Raw genomic sequence first — 21,994 nt, forward strand, 5'->3', positions numbered from 1 at the left:
GGTGGGACCGCCTCGGGGGGTCCGGGGTTCGTGGGGGCTTCAGACGAGCCGGCGCTTGAGGATCTTGCCGGTGGAGGTCATCGGCAGGCTCGACACGAGTTCGACGACGCGGGGGTACTTGTAGGAGGCCATCTGCTCCCTGCTCCAGGCGACGAGCTCGTCGGCGGTGACGACGGCGTCCTTCGCGGGGATCACGAAAGCCTTGATCTCTTCGCCGTGGCTGTCGTGCGGGACACCGACCACCGCCGCGAGACTCACCGCGGGATGGGTGAGCAGCACCTCCTCGATCTCGCGGGGGTAGACGTTGTAACCCCCGCGGATGATGAGGTCCTTCGCGCGGTCGACGATGGAGTAGAAGCCGTCCTCGTCGCGCCGCGCGAGGTCTCCGGTGCGGAACCAGCCGTCGCGGATCACCTCGGCCGTCTCCTCCGGGCGGTTGTAGTAGCCCTTCATGACGTTGTGACCTCTGATCGCGATCTCGCCGACCTCCCCGGCCCGGTTGACCTCCGTCCAGTCCGGCCGGATCAGCTTCAGCTGCACGCCCCAGATCGGGACGCCGATCGAGCCCGGCCGGGGTGCGAGCCGGGGATCGCTGAACGTGGCCACGGGCGACGTCTCGGACAGCCCGTACCCTTCGAGCACGGTGATGCCGAGGCGCTGCTCGACCTGGTGGAGGATCTCGACCGGCAGGGCCGCGCCGCCGGAGATCCCGATCCGCAGGTTCCCGGCGATGCGGTGGACGTCGACGTCCTCGGTGAGGGCGTCGAGCAGCCCCCACCACATGGTCGGAACACCCGCGAAGAACGTGATGGTCTCGCGGCTCATCAGCTCGACCACCTCACGCGCGGCGAAGCGCGGCACGAGGTACAAGGTCGCGGCGACCGAGAACCCGGCGTGCATCTGCACCGTCGCGCCGAAGGTGTGGAAGAGGGGGAGGCACACCACGTGGCTGTCGGTGGCGGGCTCGTTGCGGAACAGCCGGTTGTCGGCCAGCACGTTCATCATGATGTTCGCGTGGGAGAGTTCGGCTCCCTTGGGCCGCCCCGTCGTCCCCGAGGTGTACAGGATCACCGCGGTGTCGTCCGGCTCGGTGACCACCGGTGCGAACGCGGTGCTCATACCGGCGAGAGCCCGGCCGAGCGTCTCGGCGCCGGCGATCGGGCAGGGAGCCTCCGGGTCGGCGGTGATGACGAAGAAGTGCTCGACCGTTCCGGCCTCCTGGTATCCGGCATGGCCCTCCGCGGCCATGGCCAGCTCAGGGGTCCCCTCGAAGCAGAAGTACGCCGAGACGTCCGCGTCGGCCAGGTGATAGGCGATCTCGCGGCCCTTGAGCAGGACGTTGAGCGGCACCACGACCGCCCCCGCCTTGAGCACGCCGTAGTAGACGATCGGGAAGGCGGGCAGGTTGGGGCAGCTGAGGGCGACCTTGTCGCCGCGCCGGATGCCCCGGGACACCAGCAGGTTGGCGACCTGGTTCGCCGCCTCGTCCACCTGCCGGTACGACAGCCGGTGCGGGCCGAGCACGAGCGCGTCCCGGTCCGGGAACGTGCGGGCGGAGTCTTCGAGGAGGATCGAGAGGTTGAGCATGAGGGTTCTCCAGCGGCTCTGGGTGTGCGTCGGGTGATCTCGACGGCTGGGTCCGGAGACGTCAGCCCTCAGCCGCTGCGTCCTTCACCCGTGTTCGGTCCATGGCAGCGGCTCGTTTCACGGGCTTTTCACAGCGGAAGGTCCGGCGCGTCCACACCGACGACCCGGTCCCCGCAGAACACGCGCACCGACTCGGCCGGACCGTGACCGCCGATGCCGGACGGTCCCCAGAAGCTCTGCGCGGAATCGTCGCCGAGATCGGCGATCTTCGCGCCGTTGATCCGCACCTCACCGGCCAGGACCCGCGCGCCGACGTCGATGGCGCGTTCGGTGTCGCCGCCGAAGACGTAGGCGTCGAGTCCCGAGGGGTGGGCGTTCGCGACGCGCAGCGCCTCCTCGTCGGAGTCGACGGCGTGCACGGAGACGAGGGGGCCGAACAACTCCGCGGTGGCCTTCGCCGGGTCGGCCCCGGCGGCGACGGCCGGTGAGAGGAAGAAGCCGTCGAGCTCGGGCAGCCGGGCCGGCTGGTGGACGGTGGCCCCCAGGGCGCGCAGTCCCTCGATCCGGCTCTGCAGGGTCGCGAAGTGCGGCGCGTTCGAGATCGGGCCGAGCTCGGCGCCCTCGTCGAGCGAATGACCGACCACGACCTTGGAGATGCGTTCGGCCAGCGCTTCGACCAGCGGCCCCACCAGGCGTCTGGGCGCGAGGACCTTGCCCGGTCCCTCGCACCACTGGCCGTTCAGCTTGGTCATGCCCTCGAAGATCCCGTCGGCGGCGACCTCGACGTCGGCGTCGTCGAGGACGAGCACGGGGTTGTTGCCGCCGAGCTCCAGCTGGAGGACCTTGAAGTCCTCCGCACCGGCCCGGGCGATCGCGCGACCGGCCGCCGGGCCCCCGGTGAAGGACACGACCTTGACGCGCGGGTCACCGGTCAGCGCGGCGCCCACGTCGCCCCGGCCGTGCACGAGCTGCAGGGCACCGGCGGGCAGCCCCGCTGCGACGAAGCACTCGACGACGATCTGCGCGCTGCCCGGAGCGTGCTCCGACGGCTTGAGGATCACCGGGCAGCCGGCCGCGACCGCGCTCACGACCTTCGCCGCCGGGATGAAGCTCGGTCCGTTCCACGGCGTGAGGATCGCGGCCGGTCCCCACGGGACCTTGTACAGGCGGACGTCACGGCCACCCGCCGCCAGGGCCCTCACCCGGGGAATGCTCCGCAGATCCGCCGCCGTCGCCCGGATCCTCGCGGGCAGGAACGCCGCCACCTTCCGGGTGACGCCGATCGGCACGCCGCTGGTCAGGGAGTCGGTGCGCGCGATGTCCTCGACCCGGGTCTCGACGAGCGCGGCCACGCGTTCGAGGGTGTCCGCGCGCTCGTGGCGGGCCTCGTCGTCCCAGCGGCCGACGCCGTACACCCGCTCGGCGTGCTTCAGAGCCTGTTCGACGTCGCCGGGTCCCGTCGTGACCGTGCGGTGCACCGGTTCCCGGGTGTTCGGGTCGACGTTCCACTCGCCCGGGACCGTCTCGCAGTCGCTCCAGGCGTCCGCGATGTAGTTCACCGGCTGGGGGGTCGACGTCTCGCCACTCGTCATGTGATTCACCTCTGCATCCGTGGTCGGTCAGGCCTGGAAATCGAGGACGATCCGCGTCACGTCACCGCTCCGCATCGCCTTGAAGCCCTCGTTGATCTCGCCGAACGGGATCACCTGCGTGACCATCTCGTCGAGCAGCAACCGCCCCTGCTGGTAGAGGCGCGCGAGCTGGGTGATGTCCTGGCGCACCTGACCCGAGCCCATGTACGAGCCGATGAGGCGCTTCTCGCCGAAGAAGAAGTCCGAAGCGGGCAGCGCGAGCTCGGTGCCTTCCGGGGCGATGCCCACCAGACACGCGGTGCCGGTCGGCCGCAGCACCGCGAGTGCCGTGGCCGCGGTGCGCGCCGAGCCGACGGCCTCGAAGGAGTAGTCGACACCGTCGCCCAGCAGGCTCCGCACCTCGGCGGCGACGTCCCCGACGCCGCCGTTCACGACGTGGGTCGCGCCGTAGCCGCGCGCGGCCTCCAGACGTGCCTCGTCCAGGTCGATCGCGACGACCGCCGACGCCCCCGCCAGCCTGGCTCCCTGGACGACGGCCGACCCGACACCGCCGCAGCCGATCACCGCGACCGTGCTTCCCGGACGCACCCGGGCGCCGCGGAAGACGGCGCCGACGCCGGTGATGACGCAGCACGCCAGGAGACACCCCACGTGGAGCGGCACCGCGTCGTCCAGCTTCACCAGGGCGTTCTCCCGCATGAGCGTGTGGCGCGAGAAGGCGCCGACGTCGCCGAGCCGCTCGACCGGCTCGCCGTCCGTCAGCCGGAACGCGGGACGCGGACGGCGCCGGACCTCCGCCACACGCTGACACTGGGTCGACCGGCCGGCCTCGCAGTTGGCGCACCGGCCGCACGACGGCGTCAGCGCCCCGACCACGCGGTCGCCGACGCGCAGTCCGGTCACGGCCGAGCCGATCGCCTCCACCACCCCCGCCACCTCGTGCCCCACCACCACGGGCAGGCCGGTCGGCACCGTGCCGGTCATGTAGTGCAGGTCGCTGTGGCACAGACCCACGTGCGTGACCGCGACGCGCACCTCGTCGGGCTCGGGGTCGTCCACCTGGATCGTGGTCAGCTCAAGCGGTTCGTTCACCGCGGTGAGTACCGCGGCCTCCGTCTCGATCACGTCGTCTCCTCTGTCGTTCTTCAGGGAAGGGCCGTTCCGACCCCTGTGGCGCAGCTATTCCCGAGCGTCCTTGGCGGTCCAGAAGCCCTCGATGCCGGCGCTGAACACCCCGCTCTCCCATGTCTTCCGGGCGGCGTCGTCCTCCCGGGCGAAGGCCTGCTCGATCTCGTCGAGCCGCGGCCGCAGGAGCGCCAGGTGGAGCGCCGTCGTGTTGTTCTCCGGCGTCCACTCGACGACCAGGTCGACGGCGCGGTCGAGCAGTTCGTCGGGCGCGACGATCTCGTCCAGGAGGCCGATCCGCAGGGCCTCCTCGGCTCCGATCCGCGGCGAGCCGAGGACCGTGCGCATCGCGTGGTTCCGGACGATCCGGGGCAGGAGCAGGCTCGACGCGTTCGAGATCGTGATGCCGCGGCCGTTCTCCGGCTGGTAGTACTCCGTCTCCGGGGTTCCGATCCGCGCGTCGCAGCAGAGGGTGATCTCCGAGGCGCCGCCCACCGCCAGACCGTTGACCGCCGCGATGACGGGTACCCGCGCCTGGACGATGGCCCGGGTGATGTCGTGGAAGCTCTCGAAGGCCGTACGGAGCTCCGCGTACGAGGTGGGCACGGACCGGAGGTCCTCGCCCGCGGAGAAGGCCCGGCCCTCGCCGGTCAGGACGATTCCGCGCACGTTCTCGCCGGTGCCCGCCTCCCGGACGGCGCTCGCCAGCCGCAGCCGCGTGGCGACGTCCAGGGCGTTCAGCTTCTCCGGACGGCGCAAGGTCAGGACCGCCACGCCTCGGACGACGTCGATGCCGAGGAAGTCCGTGGGCGCGGCGGACCCGCCGCCGGTCCCGCGCCGGCCGCCCAGGTCGAAGGTGATGCCGGGCTCTGCCTCGGCGCGGGCCTTGAGCGCCGGTTTGGACACGCGCTCGGAGGGCGTCCGCGGGAAGTCGGCGACGAACTCGACGTAGCGCGGGACCTTGAAGCGGGCGAGCTGACGGCCGGCCCGGTCGACGATCCGCGCGGCGGTCGTACGGTCCGCCGCCACCCCGGCGGACAACTGGACGAATGCCTTGACCTCCTCCCCGAAGATCTCGTCGGGTTCGGCGACGACGGCGGCTGCCGTGACCTCCCCGTCACGTTCGAGGGCGGCCTCGACCTCGGCGCTCGCGATGTTCTCGCCGCCCCGGCGCACCATGTCCTTGATCCGGCCGACCAGCCGGATGCCGCCGTCCGGCCGGCGGACGACGACGTCGCCGGTGTGCAGCCAGCCGTCCCGCAGCACCCTGGCGGTGTCCTCCGGCCGGTTCCAGTAGCCGCGCATCATCGGCTCGCCCGAGACGATCAGCTCTCCGGGCTCGCCGTCGGGGAGATCGCCCCCCTGCGGATCGACCACACGGACCCGCTTCGTCGGCACCGGAATCCCGAGGTTCCCGCTCCCGACGCAGCTCGTGTCCCCGACGGGACCGAACAGGTCGACGCCGGACTCGGTCATGCCGTAGATCTCCCGCCAGGGCGCGCCCCAGCGTTCCTCCAGTTGGGCGTGGATCCCGGTCGGGATGCCCGAACAGAGCACCAGGCGCAGCTGGTTGTCCAGGTCGTCGGGGCCGGGCGGTTGCTTGAAGAGCAGTGTCGGCATGGATCCGAGGACGTAGAAGAACGTCGCTCGGTGGCGGCGGACATCGGTGAGGAAGCCCGACGCGGAGAAGCGCGGCAGGACGACCAGCGGGGCCCCGACCGTCAGGGCGAGCGCGGTGTTCCACTGCGGATCCATGTAGGAGAACGGCTGGGCGGTGAGCAGGACGTCGTCGGGCCCGAGGCCGGTCCCCGCCGCGCAGGTCCAGCCCAGCCGCACCCAGTAGTCGTGGGTGAGCATGCAGGCCTTGGGGAAACCGGTGGTGCCGGACGTGTACTGCAGGTTCGCCAGGGTCTCGGCGGTGAGGCGCACCGCCGGAGCGGTCGCCGGGAAGGCCGCGGACCCGTCGTCGGCGACGTCGACGACGCGGAGGTCCGTCAAGTCGGCCTCGGCGTCGACGACCTCCTTCAGGAGGCCCACCCGCTCGTGGTCGGTGAACACGACCCGGGCTCCCGAGTCCCGCAGGAGAAAGGTGAGATCCGCCCGCTTGTACGAGGAGTTGACCGGTACCGCCACGGCGCCGGCCTTCAGCGCGGAGAGCCACACGACCGGCCACTGCACGACGTTCGGGAGCATGATCGCGACACGGTCACCCGGCTGGACGCCGTCGACCTCGATCAACCGGTGCGCCAGCCTGGAGGTCCAGGCGTCGATCTCCGCGAAGGTCCACGACGCGTCTTCGAAACGGAGGAACTCACGGGCAGGTGATCGCCGCGTCCGCTCCGCCAGCAATTCGGTCAGCGTCGCGGTGGGCGGGGCCTCTCCCATCCGCTCGGGCCTGACGGCCGGCTGCGGACGGCGAGAAGCCGTGTTTTCCTTCCGCTGAGGTGTTTCTTTCACGACCACGGCTGCTTTCTCTGCATGGGACGTTGTCCGTCGTTTCGCCGCCTTGAACGCGGATGGTCAGGCGTCGGCTCGGCTCGGCTCGCGCAGGTCCGGTTCGGCACCGACCGACTCGTCGTGGCGGTGCAGGGCGCGGTAGGCGAAGTAGTACGTGAACATCTGGAAGCCCCAGGTGCTCAGCGCGCCGATGTAGAAGAGGGTGTGCGCCTCGTCGTCGCCCGGGATGTGGACGAAGTCGTACGTCGACGCGATGACGCAGCCGGCGGCGGTCGCCAGCCCCGCGCCGACGGCCCACCCCTTCGCGCCGATCGCCCAGAGGCGCTTCGAGAAATAGATCAGGAACAGGGTGGTCAGGACGTTGACGGCGATCAGGGAGATCGCGACCCCCGTGCCGAGCCGCTCGCCGAAGAGCAGCAGAGCGAGGCCGACCGCGGTGGCGAACGCGAACACCCCGACGTCCGTCCCCACGGACGGCTTGTACCGGTGCGTCACGCGCATCAGGCCCAGGACGAGGATCAGCGTGATGCCGACCGACCGGGAGAACTGGTCGAAGAAGAAGGCCAGGGTGTACATCGGGCTTTCCTCGGTGCCCCCCAGGGCCGCGTAGAGGAAGAAGTTCGACCCGGAGGTGGCGACGATGATCCATTCGAGGCCGAGAAGATAGTTCCCGTAGTTCCGGATGAACTTCCACCCGAAGGTGAATCCGACGGCGATCATCCAGACGTCGGCGAGCAGGAAGAGCAGTTCTCTGAGTGCCATTTTCCTCGGTTCCTTGAGGTCTCTTCGGTATCCGGATCTCCGCCGAAGGCTGCGAGGCGGGGTGTCGCCCCACGGGGCCCGAGCCGGGCGATTCGAACGAGTCGGAACGTGGCGAGCGGTCCGCCGCCGCTCGCCGGGCGCAGATGGCTGCCGGCGAGCCCTCGTCGTGTGAGCTGATGGCCGCACGGGGTCTTCGCGAGGGGTGGGAGCCATGCTTCTTCATTGTGGTCGCACGATCAAGTCATATGAACAACTATTTTGCGGAGGGGGTGGCGCGCGGGTCGATATGGACTTACCGCCTGGTAACCTGGACGCTGACTTGATCGATCGTCCAACTTCACCAGGGGGTAGATGTGGCACGCGTACCGGCGGCCGAACGGCGGGATGAGCTGGTGAACGCCGCCATCCGGGTGATCGCGAGCCACGGCGTCGACGGTGCCACGACCCGCCGGATCGCCGAACAGGCGAACGCTCCGCTTGCGACCCTGCACTACTGCTTCCAGACCAAGGAGCTGCTGTTCACGGCCGTCTTCGAGAGGCTGACGGAGCGGTACCGCGAGGTTCTGATCGAGAGCGACGTGCACGGCGACCTGGTCGCCACCGCGCGTGCGATGCTCCGGGGCGTCCTTGACTGGTATCTCGAGTCCGACCCGGAATTCGCGTCCGCGAGCTTCGAGCTGATCAGCTGGGCGCAGCGCCAGGAAGAGCATCCGGCGGTGACCGTCTACAACGAGGCGTTCAACGTGGTGCGATCGATCCTCGCGAGAGCGGCCGCCGGACAGGACGTCCCGCCCGAGACCATCGACGAGATCGGCTATGTCATCAGTACCCTTTCCGATGGGTTCGTCGTGAACTGGTTGACGTACGGCAACCGTTCCCGGGCCGTGCAGCAGGCGCAGACCGTCGTCGACGTGTTCGACGCGTGGCTGGCCGTGAAGCTCGCCTGAGCGCTGACCGCGCCGTGCCCCGCCCGGACCCGAGTGCGTCATCCGTCGGCGCGCACTCGGGTCGGCCTCCTCACAGGTGTTTGAGGGATTCCTCGACGATCCACGTCATCGTCGGATCGTCGCTCTCCATCCATTCGGGGTGCCACTGGACTCCCAGCACCGGCGCGTCCGGAAGCTCCACCGCCTCGACCACCCCGTCGGCCGCCCGGCCCGTGACGAGAAGTCCCGTACCGCAGCGGTCGACGGCCTGGTGGTGCCACGAGTTGGTGACGGCCCGCGCTCCGAAGAGTCCCGCCACGATCGAGCCGGCCTCGAAGGTCACGACGTGATCGTCCGTGCCGTCGGTGAGCGCGGCCTCCTGTGACAGGTGCCGCACCTCACCGGGAGGAAGGTCGGCGACGAGCGTGCCGCCCAGCGCGACGTTGAGGACCTGCATGCCCCGGCACACGGCGAGCACCGGAATCCCGCGGTCGAGCGCGGCGCGCACGAGCGCCAGCTCGTACGCGTCCCGCTCGGCGTCGTGGGCCATCGGGTCCGTGCGGGGGTCGACGTCGCGCACCACGGAGGTGTCCCCTCCCCAGCACGCCGGGTGCAGGTCCTGCCCTCCGGTGACGACCACGCCGGCCAGCCAGTGGCAGACCGCCTCCGCGTCCGTCTCGTACGAGAGGTGCACGGGGAGGCCGCCGGCCCGCGCGATCCGGACCGCGTAGTCGGCCATGTAGCTGTCGGCGCAGCGGTCGCCGTACCGCCGGTCCGCTCCCTTGATGAGGTCCAGCCGGATCCGCCGGCCGGTGATGCCGATCAGCGGCCGTACCGCGACCGACCCCTCGCCTGCGGCGCTCACGGCAGCTCGAAGTAGCGGGCGGACTCCCACGCGGAGAGCTCGGCGGACGGATCGCCGCCCGCGGTGTGGAACTGCATCCACTCCCACCGGCGCGAACCGGTCCAGTAGTCGACGAACTCGGAGCCGAGGAGGTCGCGCAGGATCGGGTCCGCTTCGAGGGCGGCGGCGGCCTTCGTGATGGTGTCCGGCAGCCGGGTGATCTCCCCGGGCGGCATGCACCAGGCCATCTCCGCGACCGGCTCCGGCGGTTCGATCTCGCGTTCCAGACCCGCGATCGCACCGGCCAGCACACCGGCGAGCGCGAGGTACAGGTTGGCGTCGGCGCCGGGGACCCGGTACTCCAGACGGGAGTACGACGGGTGTCCGCACACCGCCCGGATCGCGGTGGTCTTGTTGCTGATGCCCCAGCTGGCGGTGACCGGCGGGCCGCTGAGGTCCACCAGGCGCCGGTACGAGGTGATCTGCGGGAGCGCGATCGAGGTGTTGCCCTCGATCGTCGCGAGCAGACCGCCGACAGCATGGCGCATCGTCTCCGACGGCCCCTCCTCCGCGTAGAACGCGTTGACGCCGTCGCGCTGGAGGGACAGGTTGATGTGCGAGGCCTGCCCGTAGCCCGCGGTGGGCTTGGCCATGAAGGTGACCGTGCGGCCGAGGTCGAACGCGACCTCGCGCATGATCTGGCGAGTCCGTGCCCAGGCGTCGCAGACCGTGAGCGGGTCGCCGGGCGCCAGGTTGATCTCGATCTGTCCGGCGGCGTCCTCGTCGCTCCAGGCCTCCCACTCGATGCCCACCGCGGAGAGCCGATCGGCGACGGCGTTCATGTAACCGGTCCAGTCCTTGGACTTCGCCAGGTGATAGGCCGTGCCCGCGCTCCCGCCGAGCGGTGTCAGGTCGCGGTATCCGCGGGCACGCGCCTCGTGGACGGTCTCCTCGAAGACGGTCGCCTCGATCTCGACGGCGACCGTCGCGGTGAAGCCGAGCGAGGCGAGCCGCGAGGTCATCTTCTTCGTCAGGTTGCGCGGACAGATCGGAACCGGCCTGCCGTCCTTCAGCCAGTAGTCGCCGATCACGGCCTGGCGCCCGGGCTCCCACTCGACCAGCGTCGACATGTCGGGACGGAAGTAGACGTCGTTCAGGTGTCCGCGCCAGTCGGGGAAGGCGAACCCGAGGACCGGCGCGTTGCCGAGGTCGAGCCCGAAGAGGAGATCGGCGAAGGCGAAACCCGAGTCCATGCCGGAGGCGAACTTCTTCGGGGTCAGCGTCTTGCCGAGGAACGATCCCTCGTGGTTCGTCGCCTCCAGTCGAACGGCTCGCACGGCCTCCTCGCCGCGGTCGACGCCGTTGGCGGGCATGGTGAGTTCAGACATCGAAACGAACCTTCCAGGAAGCGCCGACCATGACCGACAGCTGGGACATGGTGCCTTGGATGCCGAGCGCACCCGTGGAGAGCACGGCGAGCAGGTCGTCGGTTCCGGAGAACACTCCGGCGAGCGCCTCGGGGGCTCCGGCGATCAGGTAGTGCGTCGCGCCCTCGCCGAGTACGAGCTGTTCCAGGCCGTCGGGGCCCTCGGCGACCGCGATGAGCACGTCCGGAATGCCCGGCACGGAGCGCGCGGCACTCCAGAAGTGCGCGGCCGCCGTCTGCCAGTTCGGCACCGGGGGCGACAGCGCGAGCAGCGCGTCCGCGGCGAGCTCGGCGTCACCCGACGGGGCGGCGACGGGGGCGAACCGGGCGTTCAGATCGACGGTGATCGTGGCATCGGGTTCGGCGAGGACTTCGCTGGAGACCGAGACGCCGTCGCCGAAGGTGATCGTCGCCGCCTGGGGCGTGTCATGCGACCGGATCGCCACGGTGCCGGCCGGCCTCCGCAGCACCGGGAGGGCGTGCCCCGCACGGGCGGAGTCGCGCAGGGTGCGGCCGATCAGCCGGACGAGGGGAGTCGCGTCGTCCTCGATCCTTACGTCGACCTCGGTTGCCGCTGGTGTGCCGGGCGCCGCGGGAGCCGTCGTGGTTTCGGTCATCCGTCGGTCCTTTCGACTTCGGGAGATCACGTGCGCCGTGCATCGGCCGCTTCGGATCTCGGATGGACCGTGATCGTCATGGTCAATTGACTAGATCAGGTGACTAGGATGGTGGGGTACAGGTCGCGACCTGTCAATGACTTCGGAGAGGCCACACAGTGAATGAAGCGAAGCCCCCGTACTGGGAGCGGCTGGACCCCGATGCGCGGTCGGTAGCGCGATTCATCGCCGAGACCCTCAGGGAACCCGTACGTGAACTGGGCGCCGAAGTGGCGCGGAAAACCCTGGCGACGCCCCCGTCCGAACAACCGCTCACCCCTCTCGACCAGGTCGAATCCCTGACCGTTGCCACCCGTTCCGGCGGGATCGGTGCACGCCTGTACCACCCGGACGGTCCGCCGCCGGCCGCCGGCCCACGGCCGACGCTGGTCTATCTGCACGGTGGCGGCTTCGTCCTGGGAACCCTCGACGGGGTGGACGAGGTCTGCCGCGCGATCGCCGCCCGATCGGGCTGGGCGGTGTTCTCGCTGGAGTACCGACTCGCACCGGAGAATCCCTATCCCGCGGCGTTGGACGACTGCTTCGACGCGTTCGCCTGGCTGCGGCGGTCGGCCCCGGCCCTCGGCCTCGATCCGGACACGATCGCCGTGGGGGGTGATTCGGCGGGAGGCGGTCTCGCCGCCGCGCTGTGCCTCAAGCTCCGCGATCTCGGACTCGTCCGGCCCGTGTCACAGGTGCTGGTCTACCCCGCCGTCGACGACACGTTCGCCCGCCCGTCCTGGACGGAGTTCGCCGACGCACCCTTGCTGACCAGTAAGGATGCCCGCTGGTGTTGGGAGCAGTACATCGGCCCGGATCGCACCGGGGAGGTCGACCACTACGCGGCCCCGATGCGCGCCGCGTCGTTGCGGGACCTCCCCCCGGCGCTCGTCCTCACCGCCGAGGTCGATCCGCTGCGCGACGACGCCGAGGCGTACGCCGAAAGGCTGCGGCGCGACGGCGTCGAGGTGACCCTGACCCACTATGCGGGCGTGTTCCACGGCTTCTTCACCGAAGTGGGCGTGTTCGCCAAGACGGACGAGGCGGTTGCGCAGGTGGCGCGTCACCTGCGGGGCGTCGCCGACGCCTGACGCGTGCAGCGGGCAGGAACTCGATCGCCATTCGACTATTGACGGCGAGCGCGCTCATGTCTAGATTCACGTGGTCATACGACTAAGTCGGATGACCGACACATGCATGTCGATGCATCGAGGGGTTGTGGACCCCCGCCCAGGGCGAGGCCCTGACGGCCGGATGCCAGCCGCATTTCGACTAACCGAAGGCACACGCATGACCGAGACCGCTCCATCCACCGCCCCCGTCGTCGACCTCCTCTGCGTCGGCGCGGGGTTCTCCGGCCTGTACGCGGCGTACAAGGCCGCCGAGAAGGGCTGGACCTTCGCCGGATTCGAAGCCGCGCCCGACGTCGGCGGCACCTGGTTCTGGAACACGTACCCCGGCGCACGCTGCGACGTCGAGAGCGTCTACTACTCCTACTCGTTCAGCCAGGAGCTCCTGCAGGAGTGGACGTGGAGCGAGCGCTTCGCTCCCCAGGCCGAGATCCTGAGCTACATCCAGCACGTCGCGGACCGCTTCGACCTGCGCCGGCACTTCACCTTCGGCACCCGGGTGACGTCCGCGACGTGGCTCCCGGAGGAGCGGCTCTGGGAGGTGTCCCTCGACTCCGGCGAGACCCGGCGGGGCCGCCACCTGCTCGCCGCCTCGGGCGGCCTCTCGGCGCCCAAGGACTTCGACGTGCCGGGCCTGGAGAACTTCACCGGGACCACGGTCTCGACGAGCCGGTGGAACATTCCGCTGAGCGATCTGGCGGGCAAGCGCGTCGCCGTGATCGGCACCGGGTCGTCCGCCGTCCAGTGCATTCCGCTCATCGCCGAGGTGGCCGAGCACCTCACCGTGTTCCAGCGCACCCCCAACTACGTGTTCCCCGCCCGGAACACCCCGCTGTCGGCGGAGTACGTCGACGAGATCAAGAGCAACTACGCGGCGATCCGCGAGGAGTGCCGTCACTCGCTCGGCGGCATCCCCGACCGCATCCCGGACGCCGCCGCATTCGACGTCTCCGACGAGGAACGGCGCGACCGCTACGAACGGGCTTACCAGCGCAGCGGGTTCAACGGTGTCGGCGGCGAGTTCTCCGACCTCCTGACCGACGCGAGGGCCAACGAGACCGCGGCCGAGTTCGTCCGCGAGAAGATCCGCCGGATCGTCCGTGACCCGCAGACCGCCGCGGTCCTCGAACCCCGCTTCCACCCGCTCGGCGCCAAGCGCAGCTGCTTCGGCACCGACTACTACGAGACCTTCAACCGCCCCAACGTCTCGGTGGTCTCCCTTCGTGACGAACCCATCGAAACCATGACGAGCGACAGCATCGTCACGCGCGCCGGCTCCCACGAGGTCGACGCCATCGTCCTGGCGATCGGATTCGACGCCTTCACCGGCCCGCTGTACGCGCTCGGCGTCTCCACCCCGGAGACCGGCGGACTGCAGGACGCGTGGAGCGACGGAGTCCGGACCTACCTGGGCATCATGACCGCCGGATTCCCCAACTTCTTCATGATCGGAGGACCGCAGAGCCCCGCGCTCGCGAGCAACGTCGTCGTCACGATCGAGCAGGCCGTGGACTGGATCGCCGATCTGATCGGCCACGCGAAGGCCGGCGGTGCCGAGGTCATCGAGCCGACGATCGAGGCTCAGGACGACTGGGTGAAGATCACCGAGGACACGGTCGCCCGGACCCTCTACGCCACCACCGACTCCTGGTACCGGGGCTCGAACGTGACCGGCAAGCCGACGACCTTCCTCGGCTACGTGGGCGGGGTCGGCAAGTACCGCCGCATGTGTACCGAACTCGCCAAGCGCGGCTACCCGGGCATCGCGCTGGACGGCGAGACCGTAGCCCGCCGCCTCGGCCGTATCCACGAGGAGATCGCGTGAAGGTCGTGCACCAGCGCTACGTCGCGTACTCCGAGGCGCACTACGCGGGGAACCTGGTCGACGGGGCCTTCGGCCTGAAGCTGTTCGGGGACGCCGGAACGCACCTGGCGATCACCCTCGACGGCCACGAGAGCCTGTTCGCCGGATACGCGTCGGTCGAGTTCCTCGCCCCGGTCCGCGGCGGCGACGTCGTCGAGGCGGAAGCACGCCTGGCGGCGAAGGGAAGGCGGAGCCGGACCGTCGACTTCGAGCTGCGGATCATCTGCCGAGCCGTCGACGACAGCGGCCGGGCCGAGGTGCTCCCCGAACCCATCGTGGCCACCCGGGCGCGCGGCACGGCGGTCGTTCCGGCCGACGCGGCGACGACGGCCCCGTGACCGCCCGGGCGGGAGACGTCGGTCGGCGCTGAGCAGCCCGAGCGGCGTGCCCCTACGAGCGACCGGCCCGCTGTCGGCGGCGGGCCGGTCTCGGATCTCGCGGTTGTGTACGGCGCCGAAGCACGGGCGTCGGAACGAGCGCGCGCCGACACGGCAACCCCGGGTTTACTGGTTGCCCTCGGAGTGACAACGGCCGGGGGGAAGGAACTGTCACGACCGTCAGGCTGATTTCGGACTTGCCGCCGTGATGCGTTTCGGCATCCCGACGGCTGGACAGCCGCGCGCCGTCGACGGGGGTGGCGTGCCTGGTGATGCGGTTCCACGCTGTCGCGTGGGCACACATTGTGCGTGTGCGCAGAGCGATCTCCCGCACGCCTGATGGCCCATCAGGTAGGTCGGCGTTCGGTCAGCATGAGTCCCTGAGCCTTCCCGGGTGATGGTCCCAACAGGCGCCGGTGCTAAGGGAATCCCCAGGTGGGAAGCCGTCCAGCCCGACGGGAGCGATGTTCCTCACAAACATCGGACGGGGGCGCCGGTGTAAGCTCGAAATCGCCCTTGACCTGCACAAAGCAGGCAGGGAGCCGTTTCGGAGGAGTCCCAAGTGCTGCGCACTCTGTTCAAGTCCAAGATCCACCGCGCCACCGTCACCCAGGCCGACCTGCACTACGTCGGCTCGGTCACCGTCGACGCGGAGTTGATGGAGGCGGCCGACCTGCTTCCCGGTGAGCTGGTGCACATCGTCGACATCGACAACGGCGCCCGTCTGGAGACGTACGTCATCGAGGGCGAGCGGGGGTCCGGTGTCATCGGGATCAACGGCGCCGCCGCGCACCTCGTGCACCCCGGTGACCTCGTCATCCTCATCAGTTACGCGCAGATGGAGGACGCGGAGGCGCGGACGTTCGTGCCGCGCGTCGTGCACGTCGACGGGGAGAACCGCATCGTGGAGCTGGGGGCCGACGCGTCCGCGCCCGTCCCCGGCACCGACACGGTGCGGCCCCCGCACGCCGTGCCCGCCCACGGCTGAGCACGCCCCGGCGGGCCGGAGCCGGCCCGAGGAAGGACGGCACGCGCATGACCGACCCGCTGATCCGTGACGACCGGGCGAACGGACGCCTGGAGGGGTTCCAGGAGGGCGCCCCCGTCGGCGTCGTCGTCTACTTCGTCCTCGACGCCGCGCCCCACGCCCTGGTGGCCGTGCACACCGTCGTCGAGGAGGCGCACGAGGGGAAGGGGATCGCCGGGGCGCTCGTGCGCGAGCTCTACGCGACCGCCGCCCGCGAGGGCGTCCCCGTCGTCCCCCTCTGCTCGTACGCCGCGCAGTGGGCCGAGCGCCACCCCGACGAGGCACCCGTGCCGTCCGACGAGGTGGTCCGCGTGGCGAAGGAGCAGCTCAGGGCCACCCCCGGCCTGTGGTGACCCCCGCCGGCACCCTGGCCCTGCTGCACACCTCGCCGGTCCACGTCCCCGTCTTCGACGCCCTGCGCGACCGCCACCACCCCGGGCTCGTCCTGCGGCACCTCGTCCACGAGGAACTGCTCGTACGGGCCCGGGAGGCGGGCCCCGGGGCCGTCGCCGGTCACGTGGCCGCCGTGCTCGCCGGGGCCGTCGCGGCCGGCGCCGACGCCGTGCTCTGCACCTGCTCCACCCTCGGCGCAGTGGCCGAGGGCGCCGCGGCCTCCCTCGGCGTACCCGTCCTCAGGGTGGACCGGCCGATGGCCGCCGAGGCCGCCCGGTACGGCAGCGTCCTCGTCGTCGCCGCACTGCGCTCCACCCTGGAGCCCACGCTCGCCCTCCTCGCGGAGGAATCGGGGCCGCGCCCCCGCTCCGTGACCACGGTGGTCGTGGAAGGGGCCTGGGAGCGGTTCGAGGCGGGGGACCGGGAGGGGTACCTCGACGCCGTCGCCGCGGCCGTGGACCGGGCGCCCGTCACGGAGGACGGCGTCGTCGTCCTCGCCCAGGCCTCCATGGCCGACGCCGCCGAACGGACCTCCGTCCCTCTGCCCGTCCTGTCCAGCCCCCGCCCCGGCCTCGCGGCGGCCGCCAGGGCAACGCGAGGAGCGGGCGGCCGGGGCTGACCCGAAGGACCGGCCCGACGGGCGCCGGACGCCCCGCCGCGCCACCCTGGGAAGCGATCGACCCGACGAGCGAGAGGCCCGTGATGACCCACCCCCACCCCGACCCGCTGCCCCCGTCGCCCATCCCGCCCCCCGTACCCGGCCCGAACCCCGTGCCCCCACCGAGCCCCAGCCCGGTCCCGTCCCCTCCGGACCCCGGGCCGAGCCCGGCCCCGCAGCCCGGCGGGCCCGTACCGGAACCCGAGCCCCAGCCCCAGCCCGGCCCCGCCGGCGGGGGCCCCGTGCCCGTGCGGAGGTGACGGAAGACGGCCGGGATTCCGTGAACCGCTTGTCACGGAGCGTGCGCCACCCCTAACTTGGCGGCTGTCGCTGTGTTCTAGGGGGGCCCATGGCCGTACGTGGACGTCACCGCCGTCACCAGCCGAGCCGCGTCAACCGCGCCTCGCTCACCCTCACGGCGGGGGGCGCCGGCATGGCGCTGCCGCTGATGGGCGCGGGCACGGCGCAGGCCGCCTCGCTGAACGTCTGGGAGAAGGTCGCGGCCTGCGAATCCTCCTCCAACTGGCACATCAACACGGGGAACGGCTACTTCGGCGGCCTCCAGTTCACCCAGTCCACCTGGGAGGAGTACGGCGGCACGCACTACGCGCCGCGCGCCGACCTCGCCTCCAGGGACCAGCAGATCCTGATCGCCGAGCGCGTCCTGAAGGGACAGGGCCCCGGCGCCTGGCCGTCCTGCGGCCCCCGCGCGGGCCTAGCCCGGGGCGGTGCGGCGCCCGACGTCTCCACCCGGGCCGCCACGGCGAAGCCGTCCGGCGGCAACCAGCCGCGCACCGCCTCCCTGCCCGGCCAACGCGCCTTACCGGAGCGTCCGGCGCGGAACACCGGCCCGACCGCCGTCCCCACCGTGCGCGAGATGTACACCGTGACGCCCGGCGACTCCCTGTCGAAGATCGCCCGCGAGGAGAACGTCCGGGGCGGCTGGCAGCGGCTGTACGAGGCGAACCGGCCCGTCGTCGGCGACGACCCCGACCTCATCCTCCCCGGCCAGCGCCTCACCCTGCGCATCGCCGCTCCCAAGAAGCCCCCGCAGCCGAGCGGGACCGGGCAGGGACCGGGAGGAAAAGCCGGACAGACCGCGAAGGCACCCGCGCCCGCCGCCAGGACCGCCCCGCCGGTCACGACGCCTCCCAAGGCCGTCGCCCCCCGGCCCGCCGTCAAACCGACGACCGCACCCTCCGCGAAGCCCGCCACCAAGCCCGTGGCCGAGTCCGCCGTCAGGCCGGTCACCGGGCCGACCGCGAAACCGGCCGCGAGGCCCGCGGCCAAACCGGCCGCCAAGCCCGCCGTCGCGAAGCCCGCGACCAAGCCCGCCGCCAAGCCGCGACCCGCCGCCGCGCCGCAGGCCCGCTACTCCGCCCCCGTCGCCGCCGGCATCGGCACCCGCTACGGCAAGCCCGGCTCCTCCTGGTCCAGCGGCTACCACACGGGCGTCGACTTCCCCGTCCCCACCGGCACCTCCGTCAAGGCCGTGGCAGGCGGCCGGATCGTCTCGGCCGGCTGGGCGGGCGCGTACGGCTACCAGATCGTCCTCCGCCACGACGACGGCCGCTACAGCCAGTACGCGCACCTCTCCGCCCTCACCGTCCGCGAGGGCCAGCGGGTGACCGCCGGGCAGCGCATCGCCCGCTCAGGATCGACCGGCAACAGCTCGGGACCGCACCTCCACTTCGAGGTCCGCACGGGTCCCGGGTACGGCTCCGACATCGACCCCCTGGCCTATCTCAGGGCCCGCGGCGTCTCCGTCTGACCCCCTCGGCCCCTTCCCGCGCGCCGGCGCGGACGGAGGGGCCGGGGCCTCCGGCGCGGGCGTCATCCGGTCGAGCGTCAGCTCCACCAGACCGCCCGCGGCGACCGCCCCGCACAGCAGCGCCGCCACGGTCCCCGCCGCGCCGTAGCGGAAGCCCTCGCCGAACAGCGTCACGCCCACCGCCGCCGCGACCACCGGATTGACCACCGTGAGGGTGGCGAGCGGGGCGGCGAGCCCCGCGCCCCGGTACGAGGCCTGGGAGAGCAGCAGCCCGCCCACGGCGAACACCGAGAGGACCAGGAGCGCCGTCCACTCGGCCAGCGGCGCCCGGGCCGTCCACTCCCCGGCCACCGCCTTGGTGAACACCGACGCGGCGCCGAAGGAGACGCCCGCCGCCGTCGCCAGCAGGACGCTGCGCAGCGCCGGCCGGCCCACCAGGTGCGCGCCCGCGAAGAGCAGGCCCACCGTGCCGAAGGCGGCGCCCGTGAGCAGCCACCGGTCCCCGTCGCCCAGGGACCGCGCGTCGGCCCCGGTCGTCAGGCTCAGCAGGCCCGCCAGACCCGCCGTGGCCATGAGGGCGCCGTGCCGGGCCCGCCGTCCGGCCCCCCGGCCGACGAAGAGCGCCGCCATGGGCAGCGCGAACACGATCGTGAGCGCGCCCAGCGGCTGGACCAGACTGAGCGGCCCGTACGCGAGGGCGGCGACGTGCAGGGCCGCCCCGGCGCCGTTGAGCGCCACCGCCCCCCACCAGGCCGGGCGGCGCAGCGGTGCGTAGCGCGGGCCGGCGGCGGAGGCCGCGACCCGCTCCTGGACGATCGCCGCGGCCGCGTAGGCCACCGCGGAGACCAGGGCCAGGACGACGGACAGCACGAGGGGACTCATGCCTTCCACGATCCTCCTTCCCGGCCGTTCGCGTCGTCGTACCGGAGGACCCTTCGCCCGTACCCCTTCCGCAGTACGGGCCTCCCGCGTACATCCACGGGTGTACGCCCCGCAGGTCGGAACCGGTGCGAACCGGTCCTCCGGCCCCCGCCGGGGGCGCTACCGTGGGCGCCGGCCCGGGATCGGGCCCCGGGGCGGACGACGGTGCGGGACAGGAGCGTGGGGCGGGATGGACCTTGTCGAGAGCGGATCGGTGGGCGGGTTCTTCGCCCTGCGGACCGCCCCGCCGGAGACCGGCGGGGCCCATCTGCCGCTCGCCCGGATCTACGCGGGGGAGGGCGGCCCCCTCGCCGCGCGCGTGGACCGGGTCGCCGCCCGGCTCGGGGCCCCCGAACGGCGCGTCGGCGCCTCCGTCGCCCACCTGGGGCTCGCGGCCCGCCTCTGGTCCACCGCCCTCGGTCCCGCCGCCCTGTACGGCCGCTTCCCCGGCCTCGACCCCGCCGAGCTGTACTGGGACGGGGCCCTGACCTCGCCCGACGACCTGTGGTGGGCCGGTTCGGCGACCCGCCCCGCCACCGCCGCCGACCTCCGCGCGGCCGTCCAGGAGGCCCACCTCGCCCCGCTCCACGCGGCCCTGCGCCGCGACGGCCGCATGGCGCCCCGGCTGCTCTGGGGCAACGCCGGCTCCGCCCTCGCCGGCGCCCTGCGCGAACTGACCCGCTGGGCCCGCGCCCACGGCAGGCCCGACGCGGCCGACCGGGCCGCCGCCCTGGTCGCGGAGCTCCTCGACCACCCCGACCTCGCCGGCACGGTCCGCGGCCCCCGGCTGCGCCGCGCGAGCTGCTGCCTCTACTACCGCTGCCCCGGCGGCGGGCTGTGCGGCGACTGTGTCTTCGACCACGCCCCCCGAACGGGTTTGGAGGCGCGGCCCCCCGCTCCGTAAACTCCCCCTTTCGAAAGCCCGCGCAGGCGAGAGCCCGGGGGCGGCGAAACTCCGAGAGCGGCGACGCACGAGCGAACGAGGAACCCGAAGGCCATGACGGTGACCGAAGAAAACCAGGACTACGGGCCGGGCATCGACCCCGAGCGCCTGGCCGTCTGCCTCGCCGTCCTCGACGAGCTCGACGAACTGGAGATAGACCACCCGGACGCGATCCGCGTCCGCCGGGCCACCGCCGGGATCTACCGGACCGTGAAGCAGCGCCGCCGCCAGGAGCGCCGGGCCGCCAAGACCGCCAACGACAAGGCGGTCACCGAGGCCACGGCCACCGGCTCCGCGCAGCGCATCGACGACGAGACCGAGGGCATCCTGCCCACCTCCGTCACCGAGGAGGGCCGGATCGCGGGCATCCTCCAGCGCCCCCGCTCCTGCTACGTCTGCAAGACGCGGTTCGTGGAGGTCGACTACTTCTACCACCAGCTCTGCCAGCCGTGCGCCGCCGAGAACCGCGCCAAGCGGGAGGCCCGCGCCGACCTCACCGGCAAGCGCGCGCTGCTCACCGGTGGCCGCGCCAAGATCGGCATGTACATCGCGCTGCGGCTGTTGCGCGACGGCGCCCACACCACGATCACCACCCGCTTCCCCAAGGACGCCATCCGCCGCTTCAAGGCGATGGAGGACTCCGCGGACTGGCTGCACCGCCTGGAGGTCGTCGGCATCGACCTGCGCGACCCGGCCCAGGCCGTGGCCCTCGCGGACCGGATGACCGAGGCCGGCCCGCTGGACGTCCTCATCAACAACGCGACCCAGACCGTGCGCCGGCTGCCCTCCGCGTACGCCGCCCTGGTCGAGGGCGAGGGCGCCCCGCTGCCCGCCGGCGAGCTGCCCGCCCACGACGTCATCGGCGCCTTCAACTCGGGCGCGGTGGACGGCATCGCCGCGCTGCCGCTCGGCACGAGCGGTCTGGAGGCCCAGAAGGTCGCGGACCTCGCCCTGGTCGCGGGCAACGCCAGCATCGCCCGGCACCTCGACGGCACCGCCATCGACGCGGGCGGCCTGCTGCCGGACGTCGTCGAGAGCAACACCTGGGTGCAGAGCATCGACCAGATCTCCCCGGTGGAGCTCCTGGAGACGCAGCTGTGCAACTACACGGCGCCGTTCATCCTGATCAGCAAGTTGCGGCCGGTGATGGCCGAGGCCGCGCGCAAGGCGTCCAGCGGGCGCTCCTACGTCGTGAACGTCTCCGCGATGGAGGGCGTCTTCGGCCGCGGCTACAAGGGCGCCGGGCACCCGAACACCAACGCGGCGAAGGCCGCGATGAACATGGTGACGCGGACCAGCGCCCAGGAGATGTTCCAGACCGACGGCATCCTGATGACCTCCGTCGACACCGGCTGGATCACCGACGAGCGTCCGCACTTCGACAAGCTGCGCCTCGCGGAGGAGGGCTTCCACGCCCCGCTCGACCTGGTCGACGGCGCGGCCCGGGTCTACGACCCGGTCGTGCGCGGCGAGGCGGGCGAGGACCTGTACGGCGTGTTCCTCAAGGACTACGCCCCCGGCAACTGGTAGACACC

19 protein-coding genes are annotated in these 21,994 nt (G+C 71.8%); 10 read left to right on the forward strand and 9 right to left on the reverse strand.

Annotation, left to right across the window (positions count from 1 at the left end; translation table 11 throughout):
* Positions 1 to 39: 39 nt before the first annotated feature.
* The 5 genes from CP977_RS30385 to CP977_RS30405 all read right to left on the reverse strand — a co-directional run bounded on the left by CP977_RS30385 (position 40) and on the right by CP977_RS30405 (position 7,523).
* Positions 40 to 1,587, reverse strand: a complete 1,548-nt coding sequence (locus tag CP977_RS30385; RefSeq protein ID WP_152371172.1) for a long-chain-fatty-acid--CoA ligase — start codon at positions 1,585 to 1,587, stop codon at positions 40 to 42.
* 128 nt (positions 1,588 to 1,715) lie between these two features.
* The gene (locus CP977_RS30390) at positions 1,716 to 3,179 is read right to left on the reverse strand and encodes an aldehyde dehydrogenase family protein (RefSeq protein ID WP_152371173.1); all 1,464 of its coding nucleotides are present in this window, start codon (positions 3,177 to 3,179) and stop codon (positions 1,716 to 1,718) included.
* A 27-nt stretch (positions 3,180 to 3,206) separates the two neighbouring features.
* Positions 3,207 to 4,304, reverse strand: a complete 1,098-nt coding sequence (locus CP977_RS30395) for a Zn-dependent alcohol dehydrogenase (protein ID WP_152371174.1) — start codon at positions 4,302 to 4,304, stop codon at positions 3,207 to 3,209.
* A 54-nt stretch (positions 4,305 to 4,358) separates the two neighbouring features.
* Positions 4,359 to 6,689, reverse strand: a complete 2,331-nt coding sequence (locus tag CP977_RS30400; protein WP_152371175.1) for an AMP-binding protein — start codon at positions 6,687 to 6,689, stop codon at positions 4,359 to 4,361.
* Between the two features lie 135 nt (positions 6,690 to 6,824).
* Positions 6,825 to 7,523: a transporter gene (locus CP977_RS30405; RefSeq protein ID WP_152371176.1), complete on the reverse strand. Its 699-nt coding sequence runs from the start codon at positions 7,521 to 7,523 to the stop codon at positions 6,825 to 6,827.
* Between the two features lie 353 nt (positions 7,524 to 7,876).
* On the opposite strand from CP977_RS30405, the gene CP977_RS30410 reads away from it, so the two are divergent.
* Complete coding sequence (locus CP977_RS30410) at positions 7,877 to 8,470, forward strand: TetR/AcrR family transcriptional regulator (RefSeq protein ID WP_152371177.1); 594 nt, start codon at positions 7,877 to 7,879, stop codon at positions 8,468 to 8,470.
* A gap of 70 nt (positions 8,471 to 8,540) precedes the next feature.
* Here CP977_RS30410 and CP977_RS30415 read toward each other — a convergent pair whose 3' ends face one another.
* Genes CP977_RS30415 through CP977_RS30425 form a run of 3 tightly spaced genes read right to left on the reverse strand, consistent with a single transcriptional unit; the run spans position 8,541 to position 11,336 of the window.
* Positions 8,541 to 9,314: a gamma-glutamyl-gamma-aminobutyrate hydrolase family protein gene (locus CP977_RS30415; RefSeq protein WP_152371178.1), complete on the reverse strand. Its 774-nt coding sequence runs from the start codon at positions 9,312 to 9,314 to the stop codon at positions 8,541 to 8,543.
* On the reverse strand, positions 9,311 to 10,681 hold the full coding sequence (locus CP977_RS30420; protein WP_152371179.1) for a glutamine synthetase family protein: 1,371 nt from the start codon (positions 10,679 to 10,681) through the stop codon (positions 9,311 to 9,313). The genes CP977_RS30415 and CP977_RS30420 overlap by 4 nt, the downstream gene beginning before the upstream one ends.
* Complete coding sequence (locus tag CP977_RS30425) at positions 10,674 to 11,336, reverse strand: hypothetical protein (RefSeq protein ID WP_152371180.1); 663 nt, start codon at positions 11,334 to 11,336, stop codon at positions 10,674 to 10,676. Before CP977_RS30425 ends, CP977_RS30420 begins: the two co-directional genes overlap by 8 nt.
* Before the next feature lie 158 nt (positions 11,337 to 11,494).
* On the opposite strand from CP977_RS30425, the gene CP977_RS30430 reads away from it, so the two are divergent.
* From CP977_RS30430 to CP977_RS30460, 7 genes are all read left to right on the forward strand, one after another.
* Positions 11,495 to 12,466 carry an alpha/beta hydrolase gene (locus CP977_RS30430; protein ID WP_152371181.1) on the forward strand — a complete coding sequence of 324 codons (972 nt, stop codon included), beginning with the start codon at positions 11,495 to 11,497 and terminating at the stop codon, positions 12,464 to 12,466.
* 199 nt (positions 12,467 to 12,665) lie between these two features.
* Positions 12,666 to 14,330 carry a flavin-containing monooxygenase gene (locus CP977_RS30435; protein WP_152371182.1) on the forward strand — a complete coding sequence of 555 codons (1,665 nt, stop codon included), beginning with the start codon at positions 12,666 to 12,668 and terminating at the stop codon, positions 14,328 to 14,330.
* Positions 14,327 to 14,707, forward strand: coding sequence for a hotdog fold domain-containing protein (locus tag CP977_RS30440; protein ID WP_152371183.1), 381 nt, complete (start codon positions 14,327 to 14,329; stop codon positions 14,705 to 14,707). The genes CP977_RS30435 and CP977_RS30440 overlap by 4 nt, the downstream gene beginning before the upstream one ends.
* Positions 14,708 to 15,308: 601 nt before the next feature.
* On the forward strand, positions 15,309 to 15,734 hold the full coding sequence (gene panD, locus CP977_RS30445; protein ID WP_062759768.1) for an aspartate 1-decarboxylase: 426 nt from the start codon (positions 15,309 to 15,311) through the stop codon (positions 15,732 to 15,734).
* Positions 15,735 to 15,781: 47 nt separating this feature from the next.
* Positions 15,782 to 16,126: a GNAT family N-acetyltransferase gene (locus CP977_RS30450; protein ID WP_152371184.1), complete on the forward strand. Its 345-nt coding sequence runs from the start codon at positions 15,782 to 15,784 to the stop codon at positions 16,124 to 16,126.
* The gene (locus CP977_RS30455; RefSeq protein ID WP_229991773.1) at positions 16,120 to 16,785 is read left to right on the forward strand and encodes an aspartate/glutamate racemase family protein; all 666 of its coding nucleotides are present in this window, start codon (positions 16,120 to 16,122) and stop codon (positions 16,783 to 16,785) included. The genes CP977_RS30450 and CP977_RS30455 overlap by 7 nt, the downstream gene beginning before the upstream one ends.
* 388 nt (positions 16,786 to 17,173) lie before the next feature.
* Positions 17,174 to 18,595: a transglycosylase family protein gene (locus CP977_RS30460; protein WP_152371185.1), complete on the forward strand. Its 1,422-nt coding sequence runs from the start codon at positions 17,174 to 17,176 to the stop codon at positions 18,593 to 18,595.
* Here CP977_RS30460 and CP977_RS30465 read toward each other — a convergent pair.
* Positions 18,476 to 19,477, reverse strand: a complete 1,002-nt coding sequence (locus tag CP977_RS30465) for a DMT family transporter (protein WP_152371186.1) — start codon at positions 19,475 to 19,477, stop codon at positions 18,476 to 18,478. The genes CP977_RS30460 and CP977_RS30465 overlap by 120 nt on opposite strands.
* A gap of 229 nt (positions 19,478 to 19,706) precedes the next feature.
* Here CP977_RS30465 and CP977_RS30470 point away from each other — a divergent pair, with 229 nt between their 5' ends.
* Both CP977_RS30470 and CP977_RS30475 read left to right on the forward strand, forming a co-directional pair.
* Positions 19,707 to 20,420 carry a (2Fe-2S)-binding protein gene (locus CP977_RS30470; protein WP_152371187.1) on the forward strand — a complete coding sequence of 238 codons (714 nt, stop codon included), beginning with the start codon at positions 19,707 to 19,709 and terminating at the stop codon, positions 20,418 to 20,420.
* Positions 20,421 to 20,513: 93 nt separating this feature from the next.
* Positions 20,514 to 21,989: an SDR family NAD(P)-dependent oxidoreductase gene (locus CP977_RS30475; RefSeq protein ID WP_109184616.1), complete on the forward strand. Its 1,476-nt coding sequence runs from the start codon at positions 20,514 to 20,516 to the stop codon at positions 21,987 to 21,989.
* Positions 21,990 to 21,994 lie beyond the last annotated feature (5 nt).

This window comes from Streptomyces cinereoruber, assembly GCF_009299385.1.
GTDB classification, from domain to species: Bacteria; Actinomycetota; Actinomycetes; order Streptomycetales; family Streptomycetaceae; genus Streptomyces; species Streptomyces bikiniensis.

Coding starts and splice junctions, on each gene's coding strand:
- CP977_RS30385 (WP_152371172.1), bottom strand. CDS start 1,587: ATGCTCAACCTCTCGATCCTCCTCGAAGACTCCGCCCGCACGTTCCCG.
- CP977_RS30390 (WP_152371173.1), bottom strand. CDS start 3,179: ATGACGAGTGGCGAGACGTCGACCCCCCAGCCGGTGAACTACATCGCG.
- CP977_RS30400 (WP_152371175.1), bottom strand. CDS start 6,689: ATGGGAGAGGCCCCGCCCACCGCGACGCTGACCGAATTGCTGGCGGAG.
- CP977_RS30405 (WP_152371176.1), bottom strand. CDS start 7,523: ATGGCACTCAGAGAACTGCTCTTCCTGCTCGCCGACGTCTGGATGATC.
- CP977_RS30420 (WP_152371179.1), bottom strand. CDS start 10,681: ATGTCTGAACTCACCATGCCCGCCAACGGCGTCGACCGCGGCGAGGAG.
- CP977_RS30425 (WP_152371180.1), bottom strand. CDS start 11,336: ATGACCGAAACCACGACGGCTCCCGCGGCGCCCGGCACACCAGCGGCA.
- CP977_RS30435 (WP_152371182.1), top strand. CDS start 12,666: ATGACCGAGACCGCTCCATCCACCGCCCCCGTCGTCGACCTCCTCTGC.
- CP977_RS30450 (WP_152371184.1), top strand. CDS start 15,782: ATGACCGACCCGCTGATCCGTGACGACCGGGCGAACGGACGCCTGGAG.
- CP977_RS30460 (WP_152371185.1), top strand. CDS start 17,174: ATGGCCGTACGTGGACGTCACCGCCGTCACCAGCCGAGCCGCGTCAAC.
- CP977_RS30465 (WP_152371186.1), bottom strand. CDS start 19,477: ATGAGTCCCCTCGTGCTGTCCGTCGTCCTGGCCCTGGTCTCCGCGGTG.
- CP977_RS30470 (WP_152371187.1), top strand. CDS start 19,707: ATGGACCTTGTCGAGAGCGGATCGGTGGGCGGGTTCTTCGCCCTGCGG.
- CP977_RS30475 (WP_109184616.1), top strand. CDS start 20,514: ATGACGGTGACCGAAGAAAACCAGGACTACGGGCCGGGCATCGACCCC.